Source organism: Luteolibacter sp. Y139 (assembly GCF_038066715.1).
Lineage (GTDB): Bacteria > Verrucomicrobiota > Verrucomicrobiia > Verrucomicrobiales > Akkermansiaceae > Haloferula > Haloferula soli.
Genome location: NZ_JBBUKT010000011.1, coordinates 220,033 through 245,762, shown reverse-complemented (window position 1 = coordinate 245,762; position 25,730 = coordinate 220,033). Strand labels below are relative to the sequence as shown.

General features: G+C 63.1%; 23 protein-coding genes. 14 read left to right on the top strand and 9 right to left on the bottom strand.

The features are described 5' to 3' along the window. Positions 1–174 precede the first annotated feature (174 nt). Together WKV53_RS23510 and WKV53_RS23505 are read right to left on the bottom strand one after the other, a co-directional pair. On the bottom strand, positions 175–1,797 hold the full coding sequence (locus WKV53_RS23510; protein ID WP_341407266.1) for a HAMP domain-containing sensor histidine kinase: 1,623 nt from the start codon (positions 1,795–1,797) through the stop codon (positions 175–177). Next, positions 1,794–2,507, bottom strand: a complete 714-nt coding sequence (locus tag WKV53_RS23505) for a response regulator transcription factor (protein ID WP_341407265.1) — start codon at positions 2,505–2,507, stop codon at positions 1,794–1,796. The genes WKV53_RS23510 and WKV53_RS23505 overlap by 4 nt, the downstream gene beginning before the upstream one ends. Positions 2,508–2,740: 233 nt before the next feature. Between WKV53_RS23505 and WKV53_RS23500 the strand changes: the two genes are divergently transcribed. After that, positions 2,741–3,355 (top strand): hypothetical protein, encoded by a 615-nt coding sequence (locus tag WKV53_RS23500; protein ID WP_341407264.1) that lies wholly within the window; start codon positions 2,741–2,743, stop codon positions 3,353–3,355. Between the two features lie 93 nt (positions 3,356–3,448). On the opposite strand, the gene WKV53_RS23495 is transcribed toward WKV53_RS23500, so the two are convergent. The 3 genes from WKV53_RS23495 to WKV53_RS23485 form a co-directional block, all read right to left on the bottom strand. Then, positions 3,449–4,381: a hypothetical protein gene (locus WKV53_RS23495; RefSeq protein ID WP_341407263.1), complete on the bottom strand. Its 933-nt coding sequence runs from the start codon at positions 4,379–4,381 to the stop codon at positions 3,449–3,451. Between the two features lie 8 nt (positions 4,382–4,389). Further along, positions 4,390–7,716, bottom strand: coding sequence for a hypothetical protein (locus WKV53_RS23490; RefSeq protein WP_341407262.1), 3,327 nt, complete (start codon positions 7,714–7,716; stop codon positions 4,390–4,392). Between the two features lie 296 nt (positions 7,717–8,012). Then, a complete protein-coding gene (locus tag WKV53_RS23485; RefSeq protein WP_341407261.1) occupies positions 8,013–8,588 on the bottom strand; it encodes a prepilin-type N-terminal cleavage/methylation domain-containing protein in 576 nt (191 codons plus the stop codon). Between WKV53_RS23485 and rnr the strand changes: the two genes are divergently transcribed. Next, on the top strand, positions 8,482–11,109 hold the full coding sequence (gene rnr / locus WKV53_RS23480; protein ID WP_341407260.1) for a ribonuclease R: 2,628 nt from the start codon (positions 8,482–8,484) through the stop codon (positions 11,107–11,109). The two genes, WKV53_RS23485 and rnr, sit on opposite strands and share 107 nt — an antisense overlap. 112 nt (positions 11,110–11,221) lie before the next feature. Further along, positions 11,222–12,175 carry a DUF3472 domain-containing protein gene (locus WKV53_RS23475; protein ID WP_341407259.1) on the top strand — a complete coding sequence of 318 codons (954 nt, stop codon included), beginning with the start codon at positions 11,222–11,224 and terminating at the stop codon, positions 12,173–12,175. Between the two features lie 22 nt (positions 12,176–12,197). Here WKV53_RS23475 and WKV53_RS28655 read toward each other — a convergent pair whose 3' ends face one another. Beyond that, positions 12,198–12,494 (bottom strand): type II toxin-antitoxin system RelE/ParE family toxin, encoded by a 297-nt coding sequence (locus WKV53_RS28655; protein WP_345789675.1) that lies wholly within the window; start codon positions 12,492–12,494, stop codon positions 12,198–12,200. Positions 12,495–12,496: 2 nt separating this feature from the next. Next, positions 12,497–12,709 carry an addiction module protein gene (locus WKV53_RS23465; RefSeq protein ID WP_341407257.1) on the bottom strand — a complete coding sequence of 71 codons (213 nt, stop codon included), beginning with the start codon at positions 12,707–12,709 and terminating at the stop codon, positions 12,497–12,499. Between the two features lie 114 nt (positions 12,710–12,823). On the opposite strand from WKV53_RS23465, the gene WKV53_RS23460 reads away from it, so the two are divergent. The 11 genes from WKV53_RS23460 (at position 12,824) to WKV53_RS23410 (ending at position 24,083) form a co-directional block, all read left to right on the top strand. Beyond that, positions 12,824–13,510, top strand: coding sequence for a CerR family C-terminal domain-containing protein (locus tag WKV53_RS23460; protein WP_341407256.1), 687 nt, complete (start codon positions 12,824–12,826; stop codon positions 13,508–13,510). Beyond that, positions 13,507–14,580, top strand: coding sequence for an HlyD family secretion protein (locus WKV53_RS23455; RefSeq protein ID WP_341407255.1), 1,074 nt, complete (start codon positions 13,507–13,509; stop codon positions 14,578–14,580). Before WKV53_RS23460 ends, WKV53_RS23455 begins: the two co-directional genes overlap by 4 nt. Next, positions 14,580–16,307 carry an ATP-binding cassette domain-containing protein gene (locus WKV53_RS23450; protein ID WP_341407254.1) on the top strand — a complete coding sequence of 576 codons (1,728 nt, stop codon included), beginning with the start codon at positions 14,580–14,582 and terminating at the stop codon, positions 16,305–16,307. The genes WKV53_RS23455 and WKV53_RS23450 overlap by 1 nt, the downstream gene beginning before the upstream one ends. After that, positions 16,304–17,431 carry an ABC transporter permease gene (locus WKV53_RS23445; protein ID WP_341407253.1) on the top strand — a complete coding sequence of 376 codons (1,128 nt, stop codon included), beginning with the start codon at positions 16,304–16,306 and terminating at the stop codon, positions 17,429–17,431. Before WKV53_RS23450 ends, WKV53_RS23445 begins: the two co-directional genes overlap by 4 nt. A 13-nt stretch (positions 17,432–17,444) precedes the next feature. Continuing rightward, a complete protein-coding gene (locus WKV53_RS23440) occupies positions 17,445–18,557 on the top strand; it encodes an ABC transporter permease (RefSeq protein WP_341407252.1) in 1,113 nt (370 codons plus the stop codon). Positions 18,558–18,940: 383 nt separating this feature from the next. After that, the gene (locus tag WKV53_RS23435) at positions 18,941–19,093 is read left to right on the top strand and encodes a hypothetical protein (protein WP_341407251.1); all 153 of its coding nucleotides are present in this window, start codon (positions 18,941–18,943) and stop codon (positions 19,091–19,093) included. 191 nt (positions 19,094–19,284) lie between these two features. Beyond that, on the top strand, positions 19,285–19,485 hold the full coding sequence (locus WKV53_RS23430) for a hypothetical protein (protein ID WP_341407250.1): 201 nt from the start codon (positions 19,285–19,287) through the stop codon (positions 19,483–19,485). Between the two features lie 90 nt (positions 19,486–19,575). Then, complete coding sequence (gene leuC, locus WKV53_RS23425; RefSeq protein WP_341407249.1) at positions 19,576–21,000, top strand: 3-isopropylmalate dehydratase large subunit; 1,425 nt, start codon at positions 19,576–19,578, stop codon at positions 20,998–21,000. 25 nt (positions 21,001–21,025) lie between these two features. Continuing rightward, positions 21,026–21,538: a DUF2059 domain-containing protein gene (locus tag WKV53_RS23420; protein WP_341407248.1), complete on the top strand. Its 513-nt coding sequence runs from the start codon at positions 21,026–21,028 to the stop codon at positions 21,536–21,538. Between the two features lie 22 nt (positions 21,539–21,560). Beyond that, the gene (gene leuD, locus WKV53_RS23415; RefSeq protein WP_341407247.1) at positions 21,561–22,163 is read left to right on the top strand and encodes a 3-isopropylmalate dehydratase small subunit; all 603 of its coding nucleotides are present in this window, start codon (positions 21,561–21,563) and stop codon (positions 22,161–22,163) included. Between the two features lie 63 nt (positions 22,164–22,226). After that, positions 22,227–24,083 carry a hypothetical protein gene (locus WKV53_RS23410; RefSeq protein WP_341407246.1) on the top strand — a complete coding sequence of 619 codons (1,857 nt, stop codon included), beginning with the start codon at positions 22,227–22,229 and terminating at the stop codon, positions 24,081–24,083. Between the two features lie 13 nt (positions 24,084–24,096). Here the strand turns inward: WKV53_RS23410 and WKV53_RS23405 are convergent, their stop codons facing one another. Together WKV53_RS23405 and corA are read right to left on the bottom strand one after the other, a co-directional pair. Then, entirely contained in the window at positions 24,097–24,561 is a 465-nt protein-coding gene (locus tag WKV53_RS23405; RefSeq protein WP_341407245.1) for a VOC family protein, read from the bottom strand. A 13-nt stretch (positions 24,562–24,574) separates the two neighbouring features. Continuing rightward, positions 24,575–25,666 carry a magnesium/cobalt transporter CorA gene (gene corA, locus WKV53_RS23400; RefSeq protein WP_341407244.1) on the bottom strand — a complete coding sequence of 364 codons (1,092 nt, stop codon included), beginning with the start codon at positions 25,664–25,666 and terminating at the stop codon, positions 24,575–24,577. Positions 25,667–25,730: the final 64 nt, after the last annotated feature.

Here is a 25,730-nt window from a genome sequence, read left to right as displayed (position 1 = left end):
CGCGATCGACTCCCGTCTCTCGCGCCGCGCTTGGTGCCGCGCGGCGGGGAGAACCTAAGGTGCCCGGACCCCGGGGGTCAATACCTTTCGTGATGTTTTTTCGGAACTTTGCGACGCATTCGACACAAGGCGTTGATTTTGCGGGATTCGAGCTGCGAATTTTTTGAAACGAATTCAGCTACCAAAAGCCTCAGAGGCCGCAAAAGGCAGCCGGAATACCACGCAAAGCCCATGCGGAGTGGCGTTTTCAGCCCTCACAGTGCCTCCAGAGGCCTCAATTCCCGATCTCACGATCGCCAAACCAAGACCTACGCCCCCTGCTTCACGCGTTCTAGCAGCGTCGGGACGGTAGAAGGGCTCGAAGAGACGCGGCAAATCCGCTGGATCCACTCCAGGACCGTTATCCGCGAGGCGTAGCTCCACCTCATCGCCGTGACGCGTGGCAGAGATCTTGAGTCCACAAGCATCTCCGCCGTGGCGCGCGGCATTGCGGAGCACATTGGCCACCGCCCGGGCGAAGAGGTTCCGATCCGCAAGCACCGCGAGCTTCTCCGCAAGCTGCACCTCAGCCTGCTGGCCCGGGCATTCCCGCGAAAGGGCCAGTTGGATCACAGGAGCCAACTCCACCGCTTCCAGGCGCACTGAGCCCGGAGCCGTGGTGGCCTTCGTGAAAGCAAGCACCTCCGAAACCAGCTGGGACAGCTCGCCCACATCCTCCTCGATCGATTCCAAGCGCACCTGTTGCTCCGGAGTCAGCCCGTATTCCAGCACGCCCAAGCCGGTGCGGATGCGAGCCAGCGGCGAGCAAAGCTCATGCGCCACATCCCCGAGGAAGCGCTTTTGCCCACGAACCAGCCGATCCAGCCGTGACGCCATCGACTCGATGGAATCCCCCAGGCTACCGAGTTCATCGGAGCGCGACAGACCCACCCGGGCATCGAACTTCCCATCGGCGATCGCCTCCGTGGTCTTCGACAGTCGCGAAAGATAGCGCGTGATCCCAAAGAACACCGGCGCCCACAGCACCAGACTCAGACCGAGCACCGCAAGTCCGCCAATAATCCACGGCTTCAGATCAAAGAACAGTCCGCCACCGGAGAGATCCGCAGCGCGGATCACCAGCAGCCCATGCAGCGGCTGGCCTTGGCGCGCCTCGATCAAAGGCAAATCGATCCCTGCCCAGTAGCCGTTCCCGCCATCGCCACGCAGTAGGAAATCCGGCCGTACTTTGGGACGCTCACCGTTCACCACTGGCTCGGGCCGATCCAATCGATCCCGCGGAGGAAGACCCCGCCCACCCGGCGGCCCTCCGCCAGGAGCGCCCCCATCTGGCGGCCCATCACCAAACAAGGGATCTTCCGGCGGGCCGAATCCATCTCCAGGGAGCCCATCGCGAGGCGGTCGCTCGGGTCCACGAGGAGGCCGCGCAGCTGCCGCGGGGCCAGGAGGGCGGCGAAACTCCTTGATGCGCCGCTCCACATTGGACGGAAGCTTTTCCGGCGGCGAACCCACCCACAATGGCGGGTTCACTTGAAGCGATAGACTCAAGCCGAGCGACGCCTCATGCCGCTTGAGAACTTCCGGCCACGTCTGGCGCGGCGAGCTACGGAGATCCGTCGAGATTTCCTCACCCACACTCTTGAGTCGCTCGCCGGCGGTGCCGCTCAGCAATGAATCAAGCCCCAGCCGGAGCTGCCACGCCACGAAGAGGGCAAACGACGCCGCAAGCACGCCGAGGTGCACGCACAGCCACAGCAGCATCTTCGCCATCAGCGGAAAGCGGACGCGGCCTTTCATGGCGCGGTGTCCTCCAGCTTGTAGCCCACGCCGCGGATGGTGCGGATGAAGCGCGGCTGCTTCGCATCGTCGCCGAGCTTGCGGCGGAGCTGCGAGACGTGGACATCGATCGAGCGATCGAAGACATCGAAGCGCCGGTCGGACACTTCCTCCAACAGGCCTTCACGCGTTTTCACGCGGCCTTTCGCTTTCAACAGGCATGCGAGGATAGCAAACTCCAGCGCGGTGAGATCGAGCGCTTCGCCACCAAGCGTGGCGACATGGCTTTCCTCATTCACCACCAGATCGCCACATACTAGATCTTTCGTACTTGGTGCACCGTTCGCGGCAGGCGTGCTGCGGCGGGTCACAGCGCGCAGGCGAGCAAGCAGCTCGCGACTGGAGAAAGTCTTTGGCAAATAATCGTCCGCACCGAGCTCGAGGCCGACAATGCGGTCCGCTTCCTCACCCATCGCCGTGAGCATCAGCACCGGAATCGTGGAGGTCTTGCGCAACTCACGCAGCACCTCGAAGCCATCCATGCCGGGCATCATCACATCCAGCAGCATCGCCTCGTATTTCCCCACGCGCGCTGCCTCGAGCCCCTCGGGCCCGCTGTGGCGCATGTCCACCTGCCAGCCGTGGGGCTGGAGATAGTCGCGGATCAATCCGCAGAGCTTGCGATCGTCATCAACCACCAGCAAGGGCCGGGCGGGCAGAGCGGGAGTCATCGTGAGGAGCTTGCGACAAACCGGGGGAAACAGGCCACCGATTTTACGAGCGCTTAACAAAGCGTCTCGGAAAGCCCCGGCAACCCGCCCGCCGCCAACGATTTCACGGCTTCCGGCAACTTTTACACGAATCCTCCGCACTCCACACACGGGCTTAACAAAGCGGCGGTTTCCTCCGTGGCGTGAGACGGGTTCTCCGCCGCGAAACCAAGCAATCCAACCTAACGACCAAGATGAAAACCACCTGCACCACCATTGCCGCGGCGTTGCTGGCGGCCCTTGCCTGCCATGCCCAGGACGAGAAGCAAGGCCCGCCACCCGGACCGCCGCCGCATCCGCCGCTCCCGGTCTTCGAAGCCCTCAATACCGACGGCGACGAAAAGCTCTCCGCCGACGAGATCAAGGCCGCCTCCGAATCCCTCCGCACGCTCGATACCGATGGCGACGGCACGATCTCGAAGGAAGAACTTCGGCCGAAGCCGCCGGAAGGAGCCGAGCCGCCAAAAGACGAGCAAGGACAAGAGCAGCAGGGCGAGGAAAAGAAGCCCCAGCGTCCACGCGGGCCGATCCCGCCGCTGATGGCCGCCCTCGACAAGGACCGCGATGGCGAACTTTCGACCGAGGAAATCGACGCAGCGCCCGAATCGCTCGCGAAACTCGACAAGAACAAAGACGGCGAACTGACGCCGCCCGAGATCCATCCCCGCCCCCCGCGCCCCCCGAAGCAAGGAGATGGTGAAGAGAACGACCAGCAAGGTCCGCCACAAGGCGGAGGTCAGGGCCAAGGCCAAGAAGGAGGCCGCCGGCCCGGACCTCCAGGCGGTGGACGCCCCCCGCGCGGACGCTGAACCCATCGACTTTTTCCCCGGAGAAAACAAAGCGGGGCGGAGGCCACACCTGCTGGCCACCGCCCCGCGACCATCCTATCCACGGGAAGTTTGTTAGTGCGGGGGCTGGAAGGCCTGAGCCTCCGGCAAACGCTTGGCGACCGCTTGCAGCGCGACGCCCGCCGGCTGGGCCGGGGTTTCCGGAGCCTGCCACGCCAGCACGAAGATACGGTCGTCCTTTCCAGGCCCCAGCACGGTGCGTGAAAGCTGCTGCCAGCCCACCCCGGACGCCGCGGCCACGACCATCGGCACCTGGCCCTTGGCATTCACCGGCAGGGCGACCTTGCCCATGAAGCCGGACGCAATCTTGTAGGGCACATCACCGCGATGGATCGCGAGATCGCGGCCGGAGAGGTTGATCACCACCGCCTCGTTGCCCTTCACCGTGCCAGGTGAAACGTCGATCACCTTGAACTGCGGATTGGTCCACAGCTTCGCGTTCGGATCCTTCCAAACCACGGCCACCAGATGCGTGGCACCCTCAGGGACGGCGAAGCTGCCGATCGTTTTCAAGCGGGGCCCCTTCTCCGGCGTCGGCGTGGCATCGCCCGAAGGCTTCGGCGGGATCTCATAGGAGAGCGTCATCTCCGTGCGCCGCGGGACCGCAGTGGGTGCCGCTACCTGATTGTGCGCGCCGGTGAGCCGGATGGTGCCCTTCTCGGTGCCGACATGATAGACCGCCGGCGGGTACTCGAGCGGATCGCGATCCTTCTCCCGCGGCATCCCGTCCTTATCGAGGTAGATGATCGGCGGGGATACCCAGCCGATCGGGACCACGGAAAGCTGCACCGGCTTGGCCTTGAGCTCGGCCTCGCTCAGTTCCGGCAGCGTCTTCTTGTCGGCGTCGGGCACCGGCACGTTGCTCAGGTCGAGATTGCCTCCGGGAATGCCGCCGCCGTCAGACGGCGCGGGTCGCGGTGGCGGGGCCGGCTGCTGGGCCTGCAGCGCGGCGGTGAGAATGATCGGAATCAGCAGTCGGAGTTTCATGACAAGGGTCAGACTTCGTTCGGAGAAAGCCAGCGGAAGGACACGACGGTGAAACGGCGCCCGAATTTCCGGCTGGCTTCGGAAAGGGCGGTGTTGGCCGCACCGGCGGCAGTGAAAGCGGGTTGCTCGGGCGCATCGGAGGCATTGACGTAGCCGGGCAGGCGCTGGACCTCCGCCTCGCACCAGACGCGGGCCTCCACCTGCTTGTCATCCGGCGTGCGTGCTTCGCCATAGGCTCGGATCACGAAGGTGTCGCCGCGGGCGACGAGGAAGGAACCCAGCGACTGCAGCAGATCGCCCTGCTGGAGATAGGTGGGCAGGCCGGCTCCCTTCGATTCGCGCATGTGATCGACCGGGGCCCAGTCGGCGGGATTGGAGCCGACTTCATAGGAACCCTTGCCGTAGCCCGTGGTCGAGGGCGTGAGGTCGCCGCCCTTGAGGCCGTCATTGAGGCCCGCCCGTTCGATCGCCTGCTGGAGGGTGCCCTCCATGCCGGTCTCGGCATTCGGCGAGGTGGCGGTGACCAGACGGCGGTTCACGAAATCCGACACCGAAAGGAACGGACCCCGGCGCTTCACCTCGGCCACCATTTCATCCGCCAGCTTGGCGATCTGCGTGTCGTCCAGCGCGCGGAAACCCTTCCACACCTCGGGATCGTAAGGATCGTCCGGCTTGTGCTCGCCCGAGCCCGGCTTGAGGAAGCGCGGGAAGGCCGAGTCCTTCGAGCCGAAAGAGGAGTCGCGCATCGAGGCGAAGAGCGCGCGCCACGCGCCCGGCTCGGTCGAGTTCACGTTGAACGCGCCGCCAAGCAGCAGCTGGGAGGCCGCCTGATGGTAGTCCTCCAGGCGGGCAGTGTCCATTTTGCCCGAGGCCGGATAGAGCCGGAAGTTCGCCAGCGGACTGTCTGTGGCGTCCTTGCTGAACTCTTCCTTCTCGGCCTTGGTCGCGCCGCTCAGGAAATAGCGATCCCACAGCTCGTGATTGGTCTCGTAGGAGAGATCATAGACCACCTCGTCCCGGCTGCGGTCCTGCTTCATCCACGCCGGCAGCCACGGAGTCTGGCTGCTCCACGCCGCGGTCAGCTGCGTGGCGGTGTCGCCCGACTTCTCGCGGGCCTTCTGGTTCGGCGGCACCCACGAGCTGCCGATCGCGTACGTCGGATGCCAGATGAAGGGCGTGAGCTGGGCGTGCTGGAGACGGCCCAGCGAAACGATGCGCTCGCCTGATTTCGGAATGTCGTAGAGCGGATAGACGTGATCCGGCCGCGAGTTCGCCCCGCCGAAGAAAGGATTGCCGCGGAAGCCGTTCTTGCCGCTGTGCGAGGCACGCTCCGGCGAAAGGGCGGCCAAGCCCTGCTGGCTGTCCATGGCGTAGGGTCCCCACAGGTACCAGTGGTGAGTCTCACCATTGTCGGTAGCCGCGTCATAAGGACTGCGATGGCAATAGGCTGCGCGCAGGTTGTAGTCAGCCGTCACGGAAGCCTGCCAGAAGCGGTCAGCGGACAGACCGGCGTAGTTGTAGGGATTCTTTTCGACCCACCACTTGTAGCGGAAGCCATAGCAGCTGCGCGGCCACGGTTCCATGTCCGGCGTCCGCTCGTAGTCGTTCACCGGCTCCACGCCGCCCACGCGCCAGCGACCGCTGTTGAAGCGCCCCTGATATTCGCGGCGCCAGTTGTCGAGGTCCACCAGTTGGAGCAGCGGCAGGCGCATCCTCGCCGTGTAGTTGGCGGCGGTGCCGAGGTGCAGGCTGACCTTGAAGCCATTGTCCGGATTGCCCTCATACCAATCCATGGTGTCCATCCAGTAGTCGGCATCGTTGTGATTGGCATACAGCGGCAGGTCGCCGGCGGAGACGCCCTTGTCGGAGAGCTGGGTGAGCGTCAGGTAGAAATTGGTGAGCTGCTGCGGATCGACCGTCGCGCTCAGGGTGTTCGATCCGTTGCTGCGCAGGGCCAGCGGGATCGCCCGTCCGGCGATGGCACCGGTAGAAGGCTTCGGCGAAAAGACCAGCGCCTCCCCGGGTTCGAAGGCGGTCGCCTCCAGGCTGAAACTCATCCGCCGTTCCTTGTTAGTGGCACCGAAGGTGTCGTAAGAAGCGGTGACCACCTTGGTCGTGGTCTGCTGGCGCTTTTCGATGTCCGCGGAATCATGCGCCGCCAGATTGAAATCGACGGTGTACGACGCGGCGGCGAGCGGGGCATTGTACGGATTCCACAAGACCACCCGCGGGTAGAGATGGACCGTCAGGTAGCCGCGGACGTAGGCAAAGCGGGTGTAAATTTCCGCCTGCGCCATCACCGGGTGGATCGGCTGGTCGGTGAACTGGCTCATCTTCGGGATCACCGCGAACTTGTCCTGGCGGGTGCTCACCAGCGCCGCCGCCGGCTTGATGCCGCTCGAGTCATTCTTCGAGGCCAGGTTGGCGAAAGAGCGCAGGGCTCCGAGCTTCGGCCCCTGGACCTTGCGGCGAGCTCCGCCAAGCAGCGATGTCGTATCCAGCGCAGCCGGCAGCGTATCGCCCTTTGCTGCGACGGTTCCCTGCTCGAAATAGGTGCTGAGATCCGCCTTCAAGCCCCCGCGCAGGGGGTCCGCCAGCACCGCCGAGGCACGCGCCCCGGTGGCATGGAAATGCTGCTCCCAGGCCTCGCGGCCCGCCGAGCCGACCAGACTGGCCTGGCTGGAGTCGATCACCTTCGAAAGCTCTTCATCCTTGGCATCGTCCACCCCGGCGAGCTGATCGAGCGCCCCGATCCCGTAGCGGACCGGCAGGAAGCGCGGCTCGCTCGTTTCCTTCGCCGGCAGCGGGCTGACGCTTGCCTTCATCGACTCGTCGGAAACCCAGTAGGCGTAGGCCCCGGCATCGCCCTTCCCTTGGACATGCACGAGCGGCGCTTTCACCTGATCCGCCGCGGCCGAGACACTGCCATCACCCACCAGCGTGGCCAATTCACTGCCTGGCTGATCCGGCGTCACGCCGTCGCCACTGATCAGCCAGCCGACAAAGCCATCATCCGAGCTCGCGCTGCTCCGGGAGTCCACCAGCACCGACTCGCGGTCGTCCCAGCGGATGACCGGCACTTCCAGGTTGCCCTGTTTGCGGGTGCTCTTCCACACGCCAACCCAGCGGCCTTGCTCGCCGCTCGTCTTCAGATCTGCCCGGGCGGTCACCCGCTGGTCGGGGCCGGCGGTCTCCTGCAAGCGGCCGATTGCCAGCGAGAGGGCGAGGCGGGCGTTCGCCTGGGCACGGGCGCGGGCGGTTTCGTGGCCGCTCTTTCTCAGCTCGATGGAGGAGAGGCTGAGCATGCCGACCGCCAACAAGGTGATCACCACCATCAGCATCAGCGATACAACCAGCGCGAAGCCCCTTGACCGGGAGCCTGGGGTCGCTGGAGGAAGGCGACGTTGAGTGAAATGATTCTGGCGCATTTTTCGATGTAAACTTGGTTACGTTTAACACCGCAGCTTCCACGCCACATCACTTTTAATATGATTATTTGCGCAATTTTACCAGTTTTTAGCGCAAAGCCCCTGAATGTCATCACCTTGAGAAGACAGTCTTAGCACGAAAAAACCCCGCCGCGGCCAAAGCCGGGCGGGGTTCATGAAATGGACTGATCGAAGCGGCCGGATTACCAGGACTTCACCTCATCATTGTCGCCGAACTTTCCGTCGGCACCGAGGCTCCAGACGATCGCGCGCTTCTGGCGGACCACCTCCCCCTGCTTGATCGGGTCTTGGATCTCTTCATCGTAATCGTCGTCGAACTTGATGTTCAGCGGGCGACCCCAGGCATCATACAGGCCTTCCACTTGGTTGCCGTTGCTGTAGACCAGACCACCCTGCTTCTTGTTCTTGGTGTTCCGGGCGGTGAGGAAAACGATCTGACGCGGGTTCTGCATGTCGCTGCTGGTATCTTCCTTGCCCAGCAGGATCTTGAGAAGCTCTTGGCCGGACTGGCCTTCCGCCACCATTTCGTCGCCGGAGGAGCCGACGCTCGGGAGCTTGTTATACTCGGAGTAGTAGCGGTCCAGCGCTTGGGCGAGGGCCTGGACGTCGGTCAGGGTCACCACCGCGTTCTTCTTCTTCGTGGCGATCGAGATGGCACCGAAGCTCATCGCCGCGAGCACGATGATGATCGAGATAACGACGAGCAACTCGACGAGGGTGAAGCCGTGCGATGAACGGCGATTAGGACGGGTTTTCATAGATGGGACTGAGACGTTATTGCAGTTTCGGCGAAAGAAAGCGGGTTCGAGGCGCGGTGGCAATCCCGCGTTTTTCCCGTGCATCTTGTCCGCAAGCTACCCCAAGCCCTTGGTCTGCCAAGCGCTTTTCCGGTTCGCGGGTTGCCAGATTCCCCGCCAGCGGCCATCCTCCGGCATCATGGATCGAAATGAACTGCGGAGCGCGTTGCTCCGCCTGATGGGCGGCAAAGGTTACCGCCCGATGAATAAGTCGGAACTCTCCCGCGAACTCTCCCTCCCCTCGAACGACCGCCCCCTGCTCCGCACCGAGCTCGCCGCAATGGAACGCGAGGGCTTGATCGCCGAAGGCCGCAAGGGCCGCTACGAACTCCCGAAGCACCCCGGCCAGGACAAACTGCGCGGCACCATCAAGTTCCTCCCGCGCGGCCACGCCTGGTTTTATCCCGACGCCGTCGACCCGGACAATGTCGCCACCGGAATCGACCTGAAGAAATACTCGCGCGTCCACATCCCGCGCCGCGACACCGGCACCGCGCTGGAAGGCGACCGGGTGATCATCTCTTTCCATCTGCCGAGACCCGAGCCATGGAAGCAGCGCGGTCGCGGCCCGCAGGTGCCCGAGGAAGAACCGGACGCCCGCGGCAAGGTGGAGAAAGTCCTCGAGCGCCGCAGCGGCCGCATCGTCGGTGTCTTCTGCCGGAAGTCGAAGTTCATCTGGGTGGAAACGGAAGACCCGGCGCTGGCCGGACAAATCGACATCTTCGGCGACACCACCGCGGAGCCGGGCCAGCTCGTGGTGGTCGATCTCGACCAATGGGAAAAGAACAAGACCCCGCGTGGCCGCATTCTCGAAGTGCTCGGCTGGCCGGGACAGGCAGGCGTCGATATCGCCGCGGTCATTCACCGCCACGGTCTGCGGACGACGTTCCCCGAGAACGTGCTCGCTGAAACCCGAGCGGTGCCGGAGGAAGTCGATCCTCAGGAAATGGCCCGCCGCGAGGACTGGCGGGACCGGCTGGTCATCACCATCGACCCCGCCGACGCGAAGGACCACGACGACGCGATCTGGGTGGAGCGCCACGACAAGGGCTGGACGCTCGCCGTCCACATTGCCGACGTGTCGCATTATGTGAAGCCACGCACGCCGCTGGATAAGGAAGCATCCGAGCGCGGCAACTCCACCTACCTTGTCGATCGCGTGCTGCCGATGCTGCCGCCCGAGCTTTCCAATGGCATCTGCTCGCTCAAGCCCGGCGTGAACCGCCTCACCAAGTGCGCGATCATTGAAATTTCGCCGCAGGGCAAGGTCCTCAAGACGCGCTTCTGCGACGCGGTGATCAACAGCCAGTCCAAGCTCTCCTACGAACAAGCGCAGGCCATCCTCGATGGCAAACCCGCGCCCGAAGGCTCGCCCGCGACGCTCGTGGAAATGGTCAAGGAGTCGTGGCGGATGGCAGAGACCCTTCGCAAGAAGCGCTTTAAGGACGGCTCGCTCGACCTCGAAATGCCGGAGATCCGCGTGAAGCTGGATGACAAGGGCAAGGCCGTGGAAGTCCATCAGGTCGAGCACACCGCCAGCCACCAGCTCATCGAGGAATGCATGCTTCTCGCGAACGAAGCGGTCGCGCACATCCTCAAGATCCGCAACAAGCCAACGATCTATCGCGTTCACGAGGACCCGGACTTCGGCAAGCTGGCGGAATTCACCGAGACCGCCCGCGCCCACGGCTATCAGCCCGGCGACCTGTCGAACCGCGCGCACATCCAGAAGCTGCTCGATTCGTCGAAGGGCCGTCCGGACGAGCACCTCATCAAGCTGGGTCTATTAAAGAGCCTCAAGCGCGCCGCCTACGCGCCCGATCCACTCGGTCACTACGGCTTGGCAAAGGCCGACTATTGCCACTTCACCAGCCCGATCCGCCGCTACGCGGACCTGATCGTCCACCGCTCGCTGCAGCCTTATCTGACCAATGCGCCAAAGCATCCCGACAAGGTCGCGGGCCAAACCGAACTCGCCGAGTTTTCCCGCCACATCTCCGACACCGAGCGCACCTCGGCCGATGCCGAAAACGAGACCAAGCAGATCAAGATGCTCGAATACCTCGACGGCTGCACCAAGCAGGACCCGCCACCGGAATTCGATGGCATGATCACCGACGTCCGCAATGCGGGCCTGCTCGTCGAAGCCACCGAAATCGGTGCCCGCGGCTTGGTGAAGAGCGAGGACCTCCCCCGCGGCGACTGGCATTTCGAGCACGCCCAGATGCGCTACGTCTCCCGCAGCGGCCAGCAATTCCAGCTCGGCCAGAAAGTGAAACTGCAAGTCCAGCGCATCGACTTCCAAGGCAAGTTCATCGACTTCCGCATCGCCGGCGAACCGGTGTCCAAGGTCCACGGAGCCCCCATCAAGTGGGACGGCACCCCGCCGCCAAAGCCCAAGCAGGAGCGCAAGCCGAAGTTCGAGAAGACTTGGCCGCCGAAGGGCAAGAAGCCGAAGAAGCAGGGTAAGAAGAAGAGGTAAGCTCGCATCATTGGCGGGGAAATCGGTCAAAAAGTGAGCGACTAGCGTTTGGAGATTCCATTTCTCCGAGCGGAGGCGATGAAGGCGCGTTGTTTCCAAGCACTCTGCCTTCATGAAATTCGATCGCTTCCTGCTCGCGGCCTTGCTCGCCCTCTCGCCCTGCATTCACGCTGAGGAAACAGCTCCTCCCACACCCACAGAACTGGCTCCGGCCCGGCCACCCCTGCCTTGGCACATGGTGAACCTGTGGTGGAGTACCAAGGGCGAGGTGAAGGACTTCGCGGAGTTCTCCGTGGACATCGACATCTCCCACGACATCCCGTCGGAGACCTACAATCTCTACATCTCGCCCTTCTCCGGCACCATCAATGACAACCTGATCTACGGCGGCATCCAGACCAACGTGAACGGCTGGAACGCGATGGAGCCGAAGGACCAGAAACGCCTTCACGGCGGCCCGGGTTTTATCTTCTCCCGCTGGAGCAAGAAGCCCGACCTCACCCTCGCCGACGTGCGGGCAACCCCCGGTGGTTTCGTCGAAGCCGCGGGCTACGAGGGCAACTTCGTCTCAGGCCGCCGGCCCCACCCGTGGACTGCCGGGAAATACACCTACTCCCTGCGGCGGATGGACACCGAGATGACCGATGGCACGGCTCGCACCTGGGTCGGAGCCTTCGTGAAGGAACACAAGAGCGGAAAGGAAATCTTCGTCGCCGCCCTCCGCTTCCCCGGTGACACCCTCACCCACAGCGGACGGAACGCCGCCTTCCTCGAGTTCTACGCGACCGAAAAGATCCACAAGGCACCGGAAATCGCCGACCTGCCACCGCTCGAAGTGAAGTTCTCCAATCTCCGCTTCAACGGCGCCCCCGCCGAACTCGCCAAAGTGGATGCCGCCTTCATCCGCGAGGATAAGGTCCGCCCGGATGGCCTCCGCTCGCCAGTCTCGCCGAATCTCATCCGCGTCACCGCCTCCGAAGACGGCCGGGAGATCACCTGCAAGCTTCAGAACAAGGTTTTCCCGGACTCGGAGGAACCGAACCGGACACTCTGGAAGGCAGAATAAGCTTCTCCTACCACGTAGCCGATCAACGCCGACGCAACCCGAAGTCCGGATGGCGACGATCGTGGCGCAGGACAAGCACGCGAATTCCGAACGGCTTCTCGCGGTAGAGGAAATGATAGGGAAAGTCCGGCAGATTCGCCCGGCGCAGAACTCCGGCCGCCACGTGAAAATGCCGTGGATCATTCAATGCCTTTTCAACAACGCTGAGGAAGCTCTCAAAGAAGCGATCAGCCAATGCACTCCCACTTTCCCGCTCATAGTAGGAAAGCACCCCATCCAGATCCTTCCGAATCAGGCGATGGAAAATCACCTTGGGCATGCTTAACGACCCAAGGAAGCTTTCAATTCTTCCAAGGTGATCCCGGCGGAAGGGTCGCGATCCATTTCTTCATCGCGGCGCATCGCCTCAGCGACTCCGAGATCTTCTTCAAACAGAACCGCAGGAAGCGATTCAAGCAGCCGACCCGCCAACGTTGCACGTTCAGACTCAGGCAGCCGCATCGCTTGAGATTCGATTTCCTCCATGGTCGCCATCCAAGGAGTCTAGCTCACTGAATCCGCCGTGCAATTCGACAATCTGCGGATCAGTCGCACCCATTTTTACACATTTGTTTGACTTTATTGGACGACCGTTGAATTTTCCGCGCCGTGCAGCGGGAACTGTTTCCAACCAGCCCCAACAAAGGCGAGCAAGCCCGGCGCAAGCTGTTGCTGGCCGCCCTCAAGAAGATTGGCGAGAAGGGCTACGAGAACGCCTCGGTCCGCGACATCGCGGATGAGGCGGGGCAGAACGTGGCGGCGATCGCCTACTACTTCGGCAACAAGGAGAAGCTCTACACCACGGTGCTCGAAGGCATCGGCGCCTATCTCGGCGGCATCTTCGGTGCCATCGCGGAAGAAACCCGGACCAAGCTCCAGAGCGGCACGCTGGATCCGACCGGAGCCATGGACGTGATGAAGCGAATGCTCCGCACCCTGCTCGGCCAGCAAGTGGAAGACGAAGAGTTCGAGAAGATCCGCCTCGTGATGATCCGCGAGCAATCCTCACCCAGCGAGAGCTTCGACGTTCTCTACAACAAGGCGCTCAAGCCGCTCCACGAGCTCTTCGCCACGGTGCTGGGCGTTGCCACCGGCGAAGACCCGACTTCAACCAAGACCATCCTCCGGGCTCACGCCCTCTTTGGCCAGGTGCTCGCCTTCAAGATCGCCCGCACCACCATCCTCCGCCGCCTCGGCGTGAAGAATCTCACCCACGACCACCTCGCGATCATCGCGACCATCCTCGACGAACACCTGGGGCTCATCTGTCCCGGCTTGAAAGGAGCCACACCATGAAGAAAGCGATTCCAGTCATTCTCATCCTCGCCGCCCTCGCCATCGGTGGCTGGTTCATCTACGGGAAGTATCGTAGCAATCACGAGCCGCTCGTTCTCCAGGGCAATGTCGACATCCGCGGCGTGGACCTCGGCTTCCGCGTCTCCGGCCGCATCGCCGAAGTCCTGAAGGACGAAGGTGACGCCGTGAAGACCGGCGAACTCCTCGCACGCATCGACAAGGAGCCCTACGAAAACGAACTCGCACAAGCCAATGCCGCCGAAGCCCAAGCACGCGCCGCACTTGCCCAGGCAAAGGCGACTCTCGCCCAAGCCAAGGCCGATGCCGACCTGAAACGCGCCGGCTATCGCACCGAAGAAATCGAACAAGCACGCGCCACCCGCGCCCAAGCCACGGTGACCATGGACAATGCGCAGCGCATCTATGACCGGCAGTCGGAACTCGTGAAATCGAAAGGCGTCTCGCGCCAGAACTTCGAAAACGCCGAGGCCTCTTTCCACGAAGCGGAGCAACGCCTGAAGCTGGCCGACGCCAACTTGCGCCAACTCGAAAGCGGCTTCCGCAAGGAAGAAGTCGCCGCTGCCGAGGCTGCCGTCGGAGCCGCCCAAGCCGGCGTTGGCTCGGCCGAAGCCGCCGTCGCCCAGGCCGAAGCCGCGGTGAAAACCTCCGAGATCCGACTCGGCGATACGGACCTGAAGAGCCCCTCGGACGGCATCGTCATCACCCGCGCCTTGGAGCCCGGAGCCATCGTCCAGGCAGGCCCCACCGTCCTCTCGCTCTCGCTCGAGAATCCCGTTTGGGTGCGCGCCTATGTTCACGAGCCCGACCTCGGCAAATTCCCACCGGGCACCAAGGTCAGCCTCGTCACCGATGGCGCGCCGGATCACGTCTTCCACGGCACCGTCGGCTTCGTTTCGCCGCGCGCGGAATTCACGCCGAAGACCGTCGAGACCAAGGAACTCCGCACCTCGCTGGTGTATCGCCTGCGCGTGGTCGTCGATGACACCGATGGCTCGCTGCGCCAAGGCATGCCCGTCACCGTCTCGCTGGACTCGCACCCCGCGAAGTAATGTCCGAAGTCGTCGTCAACTTCCGGGACCTGACCAAGACCTTCAAGGGCATGGCCAGTCCGGCGCTCGATGCCATCTCGGGTGAAATCCGCAACGGCCTCATCACCGGCCTCGCGGGTCCCGATGGCGCGGGCAAGACGACGCTGCTGCGGTTGATCGCCGGCCTGTTAGAAGCCGACTCCGGAACGGTCTCCACCCTCGGCCACGACCCGATCCGCGAGGTCGCCGCCATCCGCGGCGAAGTCGGCTACATGCCCCAGAAGTTCGGCCTCTACGAAGACCTCACCGTCATCGAGAACCTGAAGCTCCACGCCGACCTCCGCCATGTGACTGGCACCGAGCGAGAGGAAGCCTTCGAACGCCTGCTGACCTTCACCGATCTCAAGCGCTTCACCGACCGCTTCGCGGGAAAACTCTCCGGCGGCATGAAGCAAAAGCTCGGCCTCGCCTGTGCCCTGTTAGGAAAGCCGAAGCTGCTACTCCTCGATGAACCCGGCGTCGGCGTCGACCCCATTTCCCGCCGCGAACTGTGGGGCATGGTCGAGGACCTCGTCGGCCAAGGCATCGCCGTCGTCTGGAGCACCGCCTACCTCGATGAAGCGGAGCTGTGCGGCACCACCATCGTGCTCAATGAAGGCAAGCTGCTCTTTGCCGGTACGCCTGCGGAAATCTCCGCACCGCTCGAAGGCCGCTGCTTCCAACTCCGCGAACCCGGAGCCCGCAAGCGCCAGCTCCTCACCCGTGCCCTTTCGCGACCGGAGGTCAATGACGGCACCATCCAGGGCCACAGCTTGCGCCTGACTCTTAAGAAAGACACCAAGCCCTTCGACCCCTCAGAAATCGGCGCGGACGCCGGTGCCGAGTGGGTGCCCGTGAAACCGCGCTTTGAGGATGCCTTCATCGACCTGTTAGGCGGTGGCCCTCCCGGTGAATCGGTGCTCGCCAAGGCCACCAAGGAGATCCCTCACGACGACGAGACAGTCATCGAGGCCGAGCACCTCACCAAGCAATTCGGCGAGTTCAAGGCCACCGACGACGTCACCTTCGCGGTGAAGCGCGGCGAGATCTACGGTCTGCTCGGCCCGAATGGCGCGGGGAAATCAACCACCTTCAAGATGATGTGCGGCCTGCTCACCCCCACCGCCGGCACGGCCATGGTGGTGGGCCTCGATCTCAGCCATAGCGCCAGCGAGGCCCGCCAGCGGCTCGGCTACATGGCCCAGAAGTTCTCGCTCTACGGCCACCTCACGGTGAACCAGAACCTCGCCTTCTTCGCTGGCATCTACGGCGTCGCGGGGAAGCGCCAACGCGAGCGCATCGCCGAGATGGCGGACATCTTCCACCTCGGCCCCTTCCTCCATTCCAAGACCGACTCGCTTTCGCTAGGCTACAAGCAGCGCCTCGCCCTCGCCTGCTCGGTGATGCATGAGCCGGATATTCTGTTCCTCGACGAGCCAACCTCAGGCGTTGACCCCGTGACCCGCCGCGAATTCTGGACGCACATCAATGGCCTCGTCGAACGCGGCGTGACCGTGATGGTCACCACCCACTTCATGGATGAGGCGGAGTACTGCGACCGCATCGGCCTGGTCTTCCGCGGCAAGCTCATCGCCAATGGCACTCCGGACGAGCTGAAGGAAAGCGTCGCCACCGCCGAGAATCCCGACCCCACGATGGAGGACGCCTTCATCGAGCTGGTCACCAGCAAGGAGGAGGCAGCCGCATGAAACACCTCTCCTTCCGCCGGCTGCGCGCGCTCTGCTGGAAAGAGACGCTCCAGATCTTCCGCGATCCGAGCAGCAATCTCATCGCCTTCGTCCTGCCGCTGCTGCTGATCTTCGTCTTCGGCTTCGGCATCAATCTCGACACACCCATCCTCAAGATCGGTCTGCTCAATGAGGCCACCGGCGAGGATGCGAGCGGTCTGGCATCCGCCTTGGAAGGCACGCCATCGATGGAAGTGCGCCGCTTCGAATCGCGCGAAGCCATGGAGCGGGCGATGGTCGATTCGCAGATCCGCGGCTTCATGATCATCCCGGCCGACTTTTCACGGCGGATGAATCAGCCGGGCGAAACCGCACCAGTGCAGGTCGTGGCCGACGGCTCGGAACCGAATACCGCCCAGTTCGTCAGCAACTACTTCGGAGCCATCTGGCAGCAGTGGCAGCTCCAGCGCGCCGAGGACCGCGGCGAGGACATGAAACGGGAAGTCTCACTGGAGCCCCGCTACTGGTACAACCCCTCGGCCAAGAGCCGCAATTTCCTGATCCCCGGCTCGATCACGGTGATCATGACCGTGATCGGCGCCCTGCTCACCTCTCTGGTCGTGGCCCGCGAATGGGAACGAGGCACCATGGAGGCCCTGCTTGCCTCCCCCGTCACCCGCGCGGAGCTGCTGCTCAGCAAGATCCTCCCCTACTACGCGCTCGGCATGATCTCGCTGGTCATGTGCGTCGCCGCCGCGCGCTGGCTGATGGGCGTGCCGTTTCGTGGCTCGGCGCTCGCGCTGTTCGTCGTGGGCAGCTTTTTCCTGCTCAGCGTGCTCGGCATCGGGCTGGCAATTTCGACCGCCACCCGAAACCAATTCAACGCCGCACAAGCTGCCCTGAATGCCGCCTTCCTGCCGGCGATGATGCTCTCCGGCTTCATCTACGAGATTTCCAGCATGCCCACCTTCCTGCGCGGCGTGACCCATCTTATCCCCGCCCGCTATTTCGTCTCCGCCATCCAGACCATCTTCCAGGTCGGCTCGCCGTGGAAGGTGCTGATGCCGGACATCCTGATGCTGATCGCCTCCTCCGCCCTGTTCCTCGGCCTCACCGCGAGGCTGACCCGGCGCCGCATGGAATGAACGCCACCCCGCCATGAACTTCTTCCTCCGCATCCGGGCGCTCGTCATCAAGGAGCTCCAATCCACGCTGGGCAATCCCTCCGCCCGCGCGCTGCTGATCATGCCGGTGATCCTGCAGACGCTGCTCTTTCCGAATGCCGCGACCCTGGAGGTGAAAAACGCCTCGCTGGCCATCTACAACCGCGACACCGGCGCGGACTCGAACGAACTCGTCCAGCGCTTCGCCCGGTCCGACGCCTTCACCGAGGTCCTCGCGATCCACGCCCAGGCTGACATGGAGGCCGCCATCGAGTCCCGCTCCGCCATGCTCGCGGTGAGCATTCCCGAGGACTTCTCCCGCCGCCTCGCCACCGGGGAGACCGCCCCCGTCCAGGTGCTCATGGACGGCCGACGCTCGAATGGCGCGCAGATCGCCTTCGGCTACCTGCAAGGCATCACCGAAACCTTCATCAAGGACCGCATGACCGCGAAGGGCATGAAAATGCCGTCCGAAACCGTCACCCGCTACTGGTTCAATGCGAACCTCGACTACAAGAACTTCATGCTGCCGAACCTGGTGGCGGTCATCACCACCATCGGCTCGCTGATCCTCACCGCCCTCTCGGTCGCCCGCGAGCGCGAGCAGGGCACCTTCGATCAGCTTCTGGTCTCGCCGCTCACGCCGGAAATGATCATGATCGGCAAGGCCGTCCCTGCCATCATCGTCGGCTTCTTCCAGGCCACCCTGATTCTCTGCGCCGCCGTCTTCCTCTACCGCATTCCCTTCCAGGGCAGCCTGCTGCTCCTTTACGTCGGGATGTTCTTCTACGCCCTCTCGCTGACCGGCGTGGGTCTGCTGATCTCCTCGGTCTGCAATACCCAGCAGCAGGCCTTCCTCGGCGCCTTCTCCTTCATGATGCCCGCCATGATGCTCTCCGGCTTCGCCTCGCCGGTGGAAAACATGCCGCGCTGGCTCCAGATCGCCACCATCCCGAACCCGGTCCGCCATTTCGTGGAGATCGTGAAGGGCGTGTTCCTGAAGGACGCCTCGGCGGAGCGGGTCTTCTCGCTGATCCTGCCGCTGATCATCATCGGCTTCTGCACCCTCGGAGCCGCCTCGATCATGTTCCGCCGGAAGACCTCCTGAGGCCCGCAGACCGCCTGTAATGAAGGGTTTGCGGGCTTCGGAGCCCCGGACTTTCAACTTGCGCGGGATGTCCGGTCCGTTAGAGTCGGCCCCAATCGGACTACGTCCGTTTCAACCGCAACCAAGCTACCATCATGAAACTCGTCAAAATCGCCGCCCTCGTTGCCGCTTCGCTCTTCGCTTCTTCCTGCTGCTCCAGCAAGCCGGCTCCGGCTCCTGCCTCGCCGACCTACGTCGCCCCGGCCAAGTAATCCATTTTTGCGGACCTTCTATATCCGCATCATGACTCAACTCAGGGTGGACCTCTTGACAGGTCCGCCCTGAATTTTCGCCCGGAAATCATTTTTCTGGCGAATTCAAAAAAACCTCACTTCACTCCCGCCATGCTCCGCATTATCGCTGCCGTTTGTGTGTCCGCCTTCGCGTTCCTTTCCGCTTCCTGCTGCTGCACCAGCGAGCCAAAGGCCGCACCGCTTCGCCCCCTTCCCCAGTTCCAGGAAGTCCCGGCAGCAGCCGAGGTGCACTACTCGAAGTAAGCTTCGACTACACCGATTTTTCCCCAGCCCCGCCCGGTCCGCCGTGCGGGGCTTTTCCGTGTTTAGCTAACACGATCTTTGTACGCAATTTCGTGCATACGTAGTTTCCGAAATGGAACGATTCGCCGGTTGCGTTCTGCAAAGATTTGGTTAGAAGCCAGATCCCGCTCCACCTCTCCAATGAGCTTCTAATGAAAACGCCCGAAGCACGGCCACGCTTCCAATCCTCGAACCGACACTATCATCGCTACCGCGAGGATAACCGGGGCTGGGACGATTGGGTGGATCCGGCGGCGCAGCGGGGCTCTTGGAAACGCTGGCTTTGGATTTCCACCTCGGTGGTGCTGGCGGGCGCGGGCGTGGCGCTGTTGTTCTACTTCGACATCCTGTGACGCCTTCCGGGGCACACGGGATCCCGCTTTGACAATCCGCGCCCGAGCACCCACGTTGCCCGCCCGCCGCGAGCACGCGGCCATCCGATCATGGGCAAGAGCCTCTACCAAAAAGTGTGGGAAAGCCACAGCGTCGGCACTCTGGCCGACGGACGCACGCAGCTTTTCATCGGCACCCATCTCATCCATGAGGTGACCTCGCCACAGGCCTTCGGGATGCTCCGCGACCTCGGTCTCACGGTGAAGTACCCGCAGCGCACCTTCGCCACCGTCGACCACATCGTCCCGACCGAAAATCAGGACCAGCCGGTCGACCCGCTCGCCGCGGAAATGATGGAGGCCCTGCGCTCGAATTGCGATGACTTCGGCGTCACCTATTTCGACCTCAAGTCCGGCAAGCAGGGCATCGTCCACGTCGTCGGCCCTGAGCAAGGCATCACCCAGCCCGGCACCACCATCGCCTGCGGCGACTCGCACACTGCCACCCACGGCGCTTTCGGCGCGATCGCCTTCGGCATCGGCACCACCCAGGTCCGCGATGTCCTCGCGACCCAGACCATGGCCATGGAGCCGCTGAAGGTCCGCCGCATCGAGGTCACCGGCCAGCTCCGCCCCGGCGTCTACGCCAAGGACGTGACCCTTCACATCATCCGCCTGCTCGGTGCCAAGGGCGGCATCGGCTACGCCTACGAATACGCCGGCAATGTCTTCGACGAAATGTCGATGGAAGAGCGCATGACCGTCTGCAACATGGCGATCGAAGGCGGCGCCCGCTGCGGCTACGTCAATCCCGACGCCAAGACCGTCGCCTACCTGCAAGGTCGCCCTTACGTCGACATGGCCGACTTCGACGCCACCGCCGCCCGCTGGCTGGCCTTCGCCTCCGATGCCGACGCTGTTTACGATGACATCGTGAAGATCGACGCGGCCTCCATCGAGCCGACCGTCACTTGGGGCATCTCGCCCGACCACGGCATCAGCGTTTCCGAAAACATCCCGGATCCCGCCACCGCCGCCACCGCGCTCGAAAAGGCCAGCATCGATGAGGCACTCGCCTACATGAAGCTGCCCGCCGGCACCCCGATCAAGGGCGTCAAGATCGACGTCGCCTTCATCGGCTCCTGCACCAATGGCCGCCTCTCCGACTTCCGCGAGGTCGCCAAGTACATCCAGGGCCATCAGGTCGCCGCGGGCGTGAAAGCCATCGCCGTCCCAGGCTCCCAGATCGTCGCCCACCTGTGCGAGCAGGAAGGCATCGACAAGATCTTCACCGCCGCCGGCTTCGAGTGGCGCGCGGCCGGTTGCTCCATGTGTCTGGCCATGAACCCCGACAAGCTCGTCGGCGACCAGCTCTGCGCCTCGTCCTCGAACCGCAATTTCAAGGGCCGCCAAGGCTCCCCTACCGGCCGCACCGTCCTGATGTCGCCCGTCATGGTCGCCGCCGCCGCCATCCAGGGCAGCATCGCCGACGCCCGCGAGGTCTTCGAGATCGAACCGGCCGCCGCCGTCGCCTGAACTGAACACTCACATCCTCACTTCCATGAAAACATTCATCTTCCTGTCCTTCCTGCTCGCGGGCAACTGCTTGTCCGCGGCTGAGCCGGCAGCGAAAAAGACCCCCACCGAGGAACTCCTCGAAGTGATGCGCAATGAAGAACTCGCAGTCGACTCCGCCGAGGCCGCCTTCAATGCCACCCTCTCGCAGCTTAAGGCCAGCGGCATCCCCGAGGCAGCCATCGCCGAGATCCGCACCGAAGCTCGCGCAATGTACGTTCGCATCTTCTCCGGCCCCGAGCTGCGCAAGAAGACCATCGAACTCTACGAGAAGCACTTCACCCCGGAGGAAATCGTCGAAATGACCGAGTTCTACCGCACCCCGCTCGGCCAGAAGACTCTCTCCGCCATGCCTTCGATCATGGCCGATGCCATGAAGGTCGCCATGCCCGCCGTGCAGAAGGAGATGCCCGCCTTCCAACGGAAGGTCGCTGACATCGTCGGCAAGTACAAGAAGCCCGCTGGCGACGCCCCGGCAGCGCCGAAGGACGGCGAATAATCCTCACCCGGTTCCCATTTCCATGGCTCTCGAAAAAGTCACCACCGTCACCGGCCGCGCCGTCTTCGTTCCCGGCGCCGACATCGATACCGACCGCATCATCCCGGCGCGCTTCATGAAGTGCGTCACCTTTGACGGCCTCGGCGAGTTCGCCTTCTACGACGTCCGCTTCGACCCGAACACCGGCGAGAAGACCGATCACCCGCTCAATGACGAGTGCTTCAAGGCCGCCACCATCCTGCTCGCCGGCGTCAATTTCGGCTGCGGCTCCTCCCGTGAGCACGCCCCGCAATCGCTGGCTAAGTATGGCTTCAAGGCCGTCGTCGCCGAGTCCTTCGCCGAGATCTTCTTCGGCAACTCGACCGGCCTCGCCATGCCCTGCGTCTGCCTCGCCGCCGGTGAGATCGACCAACTCCGCCAAGCTGTCCAAGCCGACCCCGCCGTCGAAGTCACCATCGACCTCGTCAACAAGCGCGTCCGCTCCTCCACCGGCCTCGACTTCGGCTTCGAGATGCCCGAGTCCGCCCGCGACGCCCTCGTCGCCGGCCGCTGGGACCCCATCCAGGAACTCCTCGACCGCGAAAGCGACATCGCCACCAAGGCGAAGGAGCTGCACTACGTCTGAAGCGTCACGGAGGACGTTGCCAACTCGCTTGCCGTCATAGGCTGGAGACGCTTGTCTCCAGCCGTGCATCGCGTCTCCTCTGTTATCTTCTTCCTATCCTTGGCCAGTACTTTGCTGGCTGGGGAAGTGCCGGAGCACCTGAAAGCGACGCGCACGCTGGACTTCAGCCTACCCGGGGGCATGGGCTACACCCAGCATGGCTACCGGGTCACGGGACCGGAGAATGAGTTTCTCATCTTGGAACCATCATCCGCCTTCAATCCGGACAACGGCGGCATCCATCTCAGGTTAGCTTCCACCAGCGCACCAGTCTCGATCGTCCAGGCAGACGGGACACCGTTCGATGCCCTCTCCATCGATGTGGCGGAGTATAGCATTTATGCCATCCCCTCCGTGGTGAGCTTCCGCGCCACGAAGGCTGATGGAGCGGTCCTGAACTTCGATTTCACCCCGGATGGCGTGATCGATGGGACCGGGCCAAAGGTGGATTTCCAGACGGTGACTTTTCCAACCACCTGGACGAATCTGGCCCGTCTGGAGGCCACCACCACGAAGGTCGCGCTGGACAACATTAAGCTCCGCGGGCTGGCGCTGGATCACTTCAACCAGAAAGAAGCTGCCCTTCCGCAGTTGGAGCTGCTGGGGATGCTGAATGGCGGACCCTATGATAGCTGGGGCGTGACAGGCGCGAATGCGGATCACGTCTATCTCTGGAACCAGCGCTACTCCTATGATCCTGTCTGGTCCGGCTTGTTTTCCCTCTCCACCCGGCAGGTGGTGCTATCCCTCTGGACGAGCCCTTGGAACGGAGGAAACCTCGAAACGGGAGAGACCGCGCAGGTGCAGGACGGAACCCTCGTCTGGACCCTTGGCGAAGAGTCGCAAGTCCTGGCCACAATCGGCAGCGACGGGGTAACGGACATTTCCTACCCAGCACCGGCGGGCGGTCGCGTGCTATTCGCGAACCATGGATACCAGGGACACGAACAGTTCGCGGTCTTCCTCGCCGGGCCCGAAGGAGTCACCCCGGTCCTGCTGCCGGACACCATCCTGCCGGACGGTGGCACTCCGCACTACTATCCTCGCGAGCTCCACTACACGGGCAGCAGCTACGCCATCGCCACCTCGACATCGAATTCGGATAGCCTGTTCGTGATCTCCTTCGCGGGAGGTCCTTTCCGTTTGAGTCCTGGAAACGGGGATACGATCCCCGGTACAGGACTGACCATCGACGGCGAACCGCAGTTCAGGTGGCTCAATGACACCTCGGCCGGGTTTATCGTGAAAACCTTTGGAGTGAATACTCCGCAGTTCGAGGTGGAAGTCCGGGCAGACGGGAGTTGGACCGCCAAGCCGCGCTCAGGCCCGTCATACGCAGATAGAATAACATTGCCCGGCCAAGGTTTGGTCCAGATCCACGAAGCCGCCGCTGTTTCGCCGCCAGGCAGTCCTCTGGTCACCTATGGCCCCATCGTGTGCCATGACCTGAGCCCGAATAGCCGCTACGGGCTCGTCGTCTGGACTGCTGAGGGTAACCGGCACCTGTTGATCCGGGAAGGCATGGAGCTCGATGGCTTCGGCACGGTTGAGCAGGTCTTTTCGCAGGCCTGCGCCACGGACGGGGCTTTCTATGGGATCGCCCGCAATAGGGAGGGACAGGTCGGCCTGTTCCGCGGCCATCTGCCAGCAGTAGCTCCGGCCGTTCGCGCCGGTGCCTTCATTTCAACGACGGACGGGACCGTCCGCTTCATGGCCGAAAATCTGACACACGGCCGCAGCTACGTGGTTGAGAAGGCCGAAAATCTCACCGGGCCGTGGACGGTGGCGTCTCGCTTCACCGCTGGCAGCCCCACCCGCTCCGTGCTGGGTGCCTTCAGCCGCGGCCCGCGTGGATTTTTCCGGGTGGTTGAAGTGGACTGAGCGGGCTCTGGAATCACCCCAGCGCCTCCGCCAATCCAACGATGATCCCCTCCGGCCCGCGCAAGTAGGCCAGCCGGTAGCTGTCCCCATACTCCATCTCACCGATCAGTTCCGCCCCATGCCCGAGCATGTGGGAAACCAGCGCATCAATACCCTCCACCGCGAACATCAGCCGGCGAATCCCGAACGCATTCACCGGCGTGTTCACCGGCCCGAAACGCACGGCATCCGGCGTGTGGAACTTGTCCAGCTCGATGCCTTGGCCATCCGGCGTCCGCATCATCGCCATCGTCGCCCGCACATCCTCCAGCCCGATCAATTGACCGACCTGAGGCCCCTCCACCGTTGCCTCACCCTCGAATTCAAGACCCAGCTCGGTGAAGAACGCCTTCGTTGCTTCCAGATCGTCCACCACGATCAGGACGTTATCCATTCGCTTCAGCATCGGCTTCTTCTTGGGTTCGCGTTCTTCGGACATGGCATGGCTGGCGTTACAGCCACTTCTTTCTCTTGAAGAAGATCAGCTGGGCCACGGCAATGAGCAGCATGACTGCCATCACCCCGGGATATCCCCACGGGTGATACAGCTCCGGCATGTTCAGCGGCATCTCGAGATGCTCCGGCTTCTCTTCGGAAAAATTCATCCCATAGATCCCGGCGATAAAGGTCAGCGGAATGAAGATCGACGTGATCACGGTAAGCACCCGCATCACCTCGTTGGTCCGCAAGCCGACGCTGGAGTGATAAAGTTCCATGAGCCCGGTGGTGATTTCCTTGTAGCTCTCGACGAAGTCCATGAGCTGCACCGAGTGGTCGTAGCAATCGCGCAGGAAGACCTTGGTCGGATCCTTCACCAATCCCGAATTGTCGTGAAGCAGACCGTTCACCAGGTCCCTTAGCGGCCACACGAAACGCCGCAGCTGGGTCAGGCTCCGGCGATGACCGTGCAGCTTCATCACGATCGAGCGGTCGGGACTTGCCAGCAGATTGTCCTCCAGATCCTCGATCGAGCATCCGACTTCATCGAGCACCGGGAAGTAGTGGTCGATGATCGAGTCCAGCAGCGCATAGGCGAGATAATCGGCCTTCGCCTTCCGGATCGAACCACGGCCGGCCCGCAGGCGCACCCGGACCGGATCGAAAACATCGTAATCCGCCTCCTCTTGGACGGTGATCAGGTAGTTCTTGCCCAGGAACATGCTGACCTGTTCGCCACAGATGGTTTTCTCCGCATTCTGGTAGACCATGTGGGCCACGATGAACAAATGGTCGTCGAACTGTTCCACCTTCGCCCGCTGGCCGGTGTTGAGCACGTCCTCCAGCGCCAGCGGATGGAGATTGAAGAGCTCGCCGAGCGCCCGGAGCGCCTCGATGTCGCCCAAGCCATCGATGTTGATCCACGTCACCTTGCCGGCTTCGATCGCCCGGATCATCTCACCCACGTCGCTGATCTCCCGTTCATCCAGCCTGTCATTGTTGTATTCGATCAGCCGGATCCGCGGCTTCTTTCCCTCGCCGTTCGTCACGTGAGGCAGGAGCGTGGCCGGAGGGGAACCCGGTGCCGGGTAACGGTTGATGAACATCGGAACAGCGTAAGAGAGCGAGGAAGAGATTCAAGCGGCAGGCTTGGGGGCGGTCTTCCCCAAC

What these genes read in the sequence shown, in the direction of transcription:
- WKV53_RS23510 (WP_341407266.1), bottom strand. Translation starts at nt 1,797, where the DNA reads ATGAAAGGCCGCGTCCGCTTTCCGCTGATGGCGAAGATGCTGCTGTGG.
- WKV53_RS23505 (WP_341407265.1), bottom strand. Translation starts at nt 2,507, where the DNA reads ATGACTCCCGCTCTGCCCGCCCGGCCCTTGCTGGTGGTTGATGACGAT.
- WKV53_RS23500 (WP_341407264.1), top strand. Translation starts at nt 2,741, where the DNA reads ATGAAAACCACCTGCACCACCATTGCCGCGGCGTTGCTGGCGGCCCTT.
- WKV53_RS23495 (WP_341407263.1), bottom strand. Translation starts at nt 4,381, where the DNA reads ATGAAACTCCGACTGCTGATTCCGATCATTCTCACCGCCGCGCTGCAG.
- WKV53_RS23490 (WP_341407262.1), bottom strand. Translation starts at nt 7,716, where the DNA reads ATGGTGGTGATCACCTTGTTGGCGGTCGGCATGCTCAGCCTCTCCTCC.
- rnr (WP_341407260.1), top strand. Translation starts at nt 8,482, where the DNA reads ATGGCACCGAAGCTCATCGCCGCGAGCACGATGATGATCGAGATAACG.
- WKV53_RS23485 (WP_341407261.1), bottom strand. Translation starts at nt 8,588, where the DNA reads ATGAAAACCCGTCCTAATCGCCGTTCATCGCACGGCTTCACCCTCGTC.
- WKV53_RS23475 (WP_341407259.1), top strand. Translation starts at nt 11,222, where the DNA reads ATGAAATTCGATCGCTTCCTGCTCGCGGCCTTGCTCGCCCTCTCGCCC.
- WKV53_RS28655 (WP_345789675.1), bottom strand. Translation starts at nt 12,494, where the DNA reads ATGCCCAAGGTGATTTTCCATCGCCTGATTCGGAAGGATCTGGATGGG.
- WKV53_RS23465 (WP_341407257.1), bottom strand. Translation starts at nt 12,709, where the DNA reads ATGGCGACCATGGAGGAAATCGAATCTCAAGCGATGCGGCTGCCTGAG.
- WKV53_RS23455 (WP_341407255.1), top strand. Translation starts at nt 13,507, where the DNA reads ATGAAGAAAGCGATTCCAGTCATTCTCATCCTCGCCGCCCTCGCCATC.
- WKV53_RS23450 (WP_341407254.1), top strand. Translation starts at nt 14,580, where the DNA reads ATGTCCGAAGTCGTCGTCAACTTCCGGGACCTGACCAAGACCTTCAAG.
- WKV53_RS23445 (WP_341407253.1), top strand. Translation starts at nt 16,304, where the DNA reads ATGAAACACCTCTCCTTCCGCCGGCTGCGCGCGCTCTGCTGGAAAGAG.
- WKV53_RS23440 (WP_341407252.1), top strand. Translation starts at nt 17,445, where the DNA reads ATGAACTTCTTCCTCCGCATCCGGGCGCTCGTCATCAAGGAGCTCCAA.
- WKV53_RS23435 (WP_341407251.1), top strand. Translation starts at nt 18,941, where the DNA reads ATGCTCCGCATTATCGCTGCCGTTTGTGTGTCCGCCTTCGCGTTCCTT.
- WKV53_RS23430 (WP_341407250.1), top strand. Translation starts at nt 19,285, where the DNA reads ATGAAAACGCCCGAAGCACGGCCACGCTTCCAATCCTCGAACCGACAC.
- leuC (WP_341407249.1), top strand. Translation starts at nt 19,576, where the DNA reads ATGGGCAAGAGCCTCTACCAAAAAGTGTGGGAAAGCCACAGCGTCGGC.
- WKV53_RS23420 (WP_341407248.1), top strand. Translation starts at nt 21,026, where the DNA reads ATGAAAACATTCATCTTCCTGTCCTTCCTGCTCGCGGGCAACTGCTTG.
- leuD (WP_341407247.1), top strand. Translation starts at nt 21,561, where the DNA reads ATGGCTCTCGAAAAAGTCACCACCGTCACCGGCCGCGCCGTCTTCGTT.
- WKV53_RS23405 (WP_341407245.1), bottom strand. Translation starts at nt 24,561, where the DNA reads ATGTCCGAAGAACGCGAACCCAAGAAGAAGCCGATGCTGAAGCGAATG.
- corA (WP_341407244.1), bottom strand. Translation starts at nt 25,666, where the DNA reads ATGTTCATCAACCGTTACCCGGCACCGGGTTCCCCTCCGGCCACGCTC.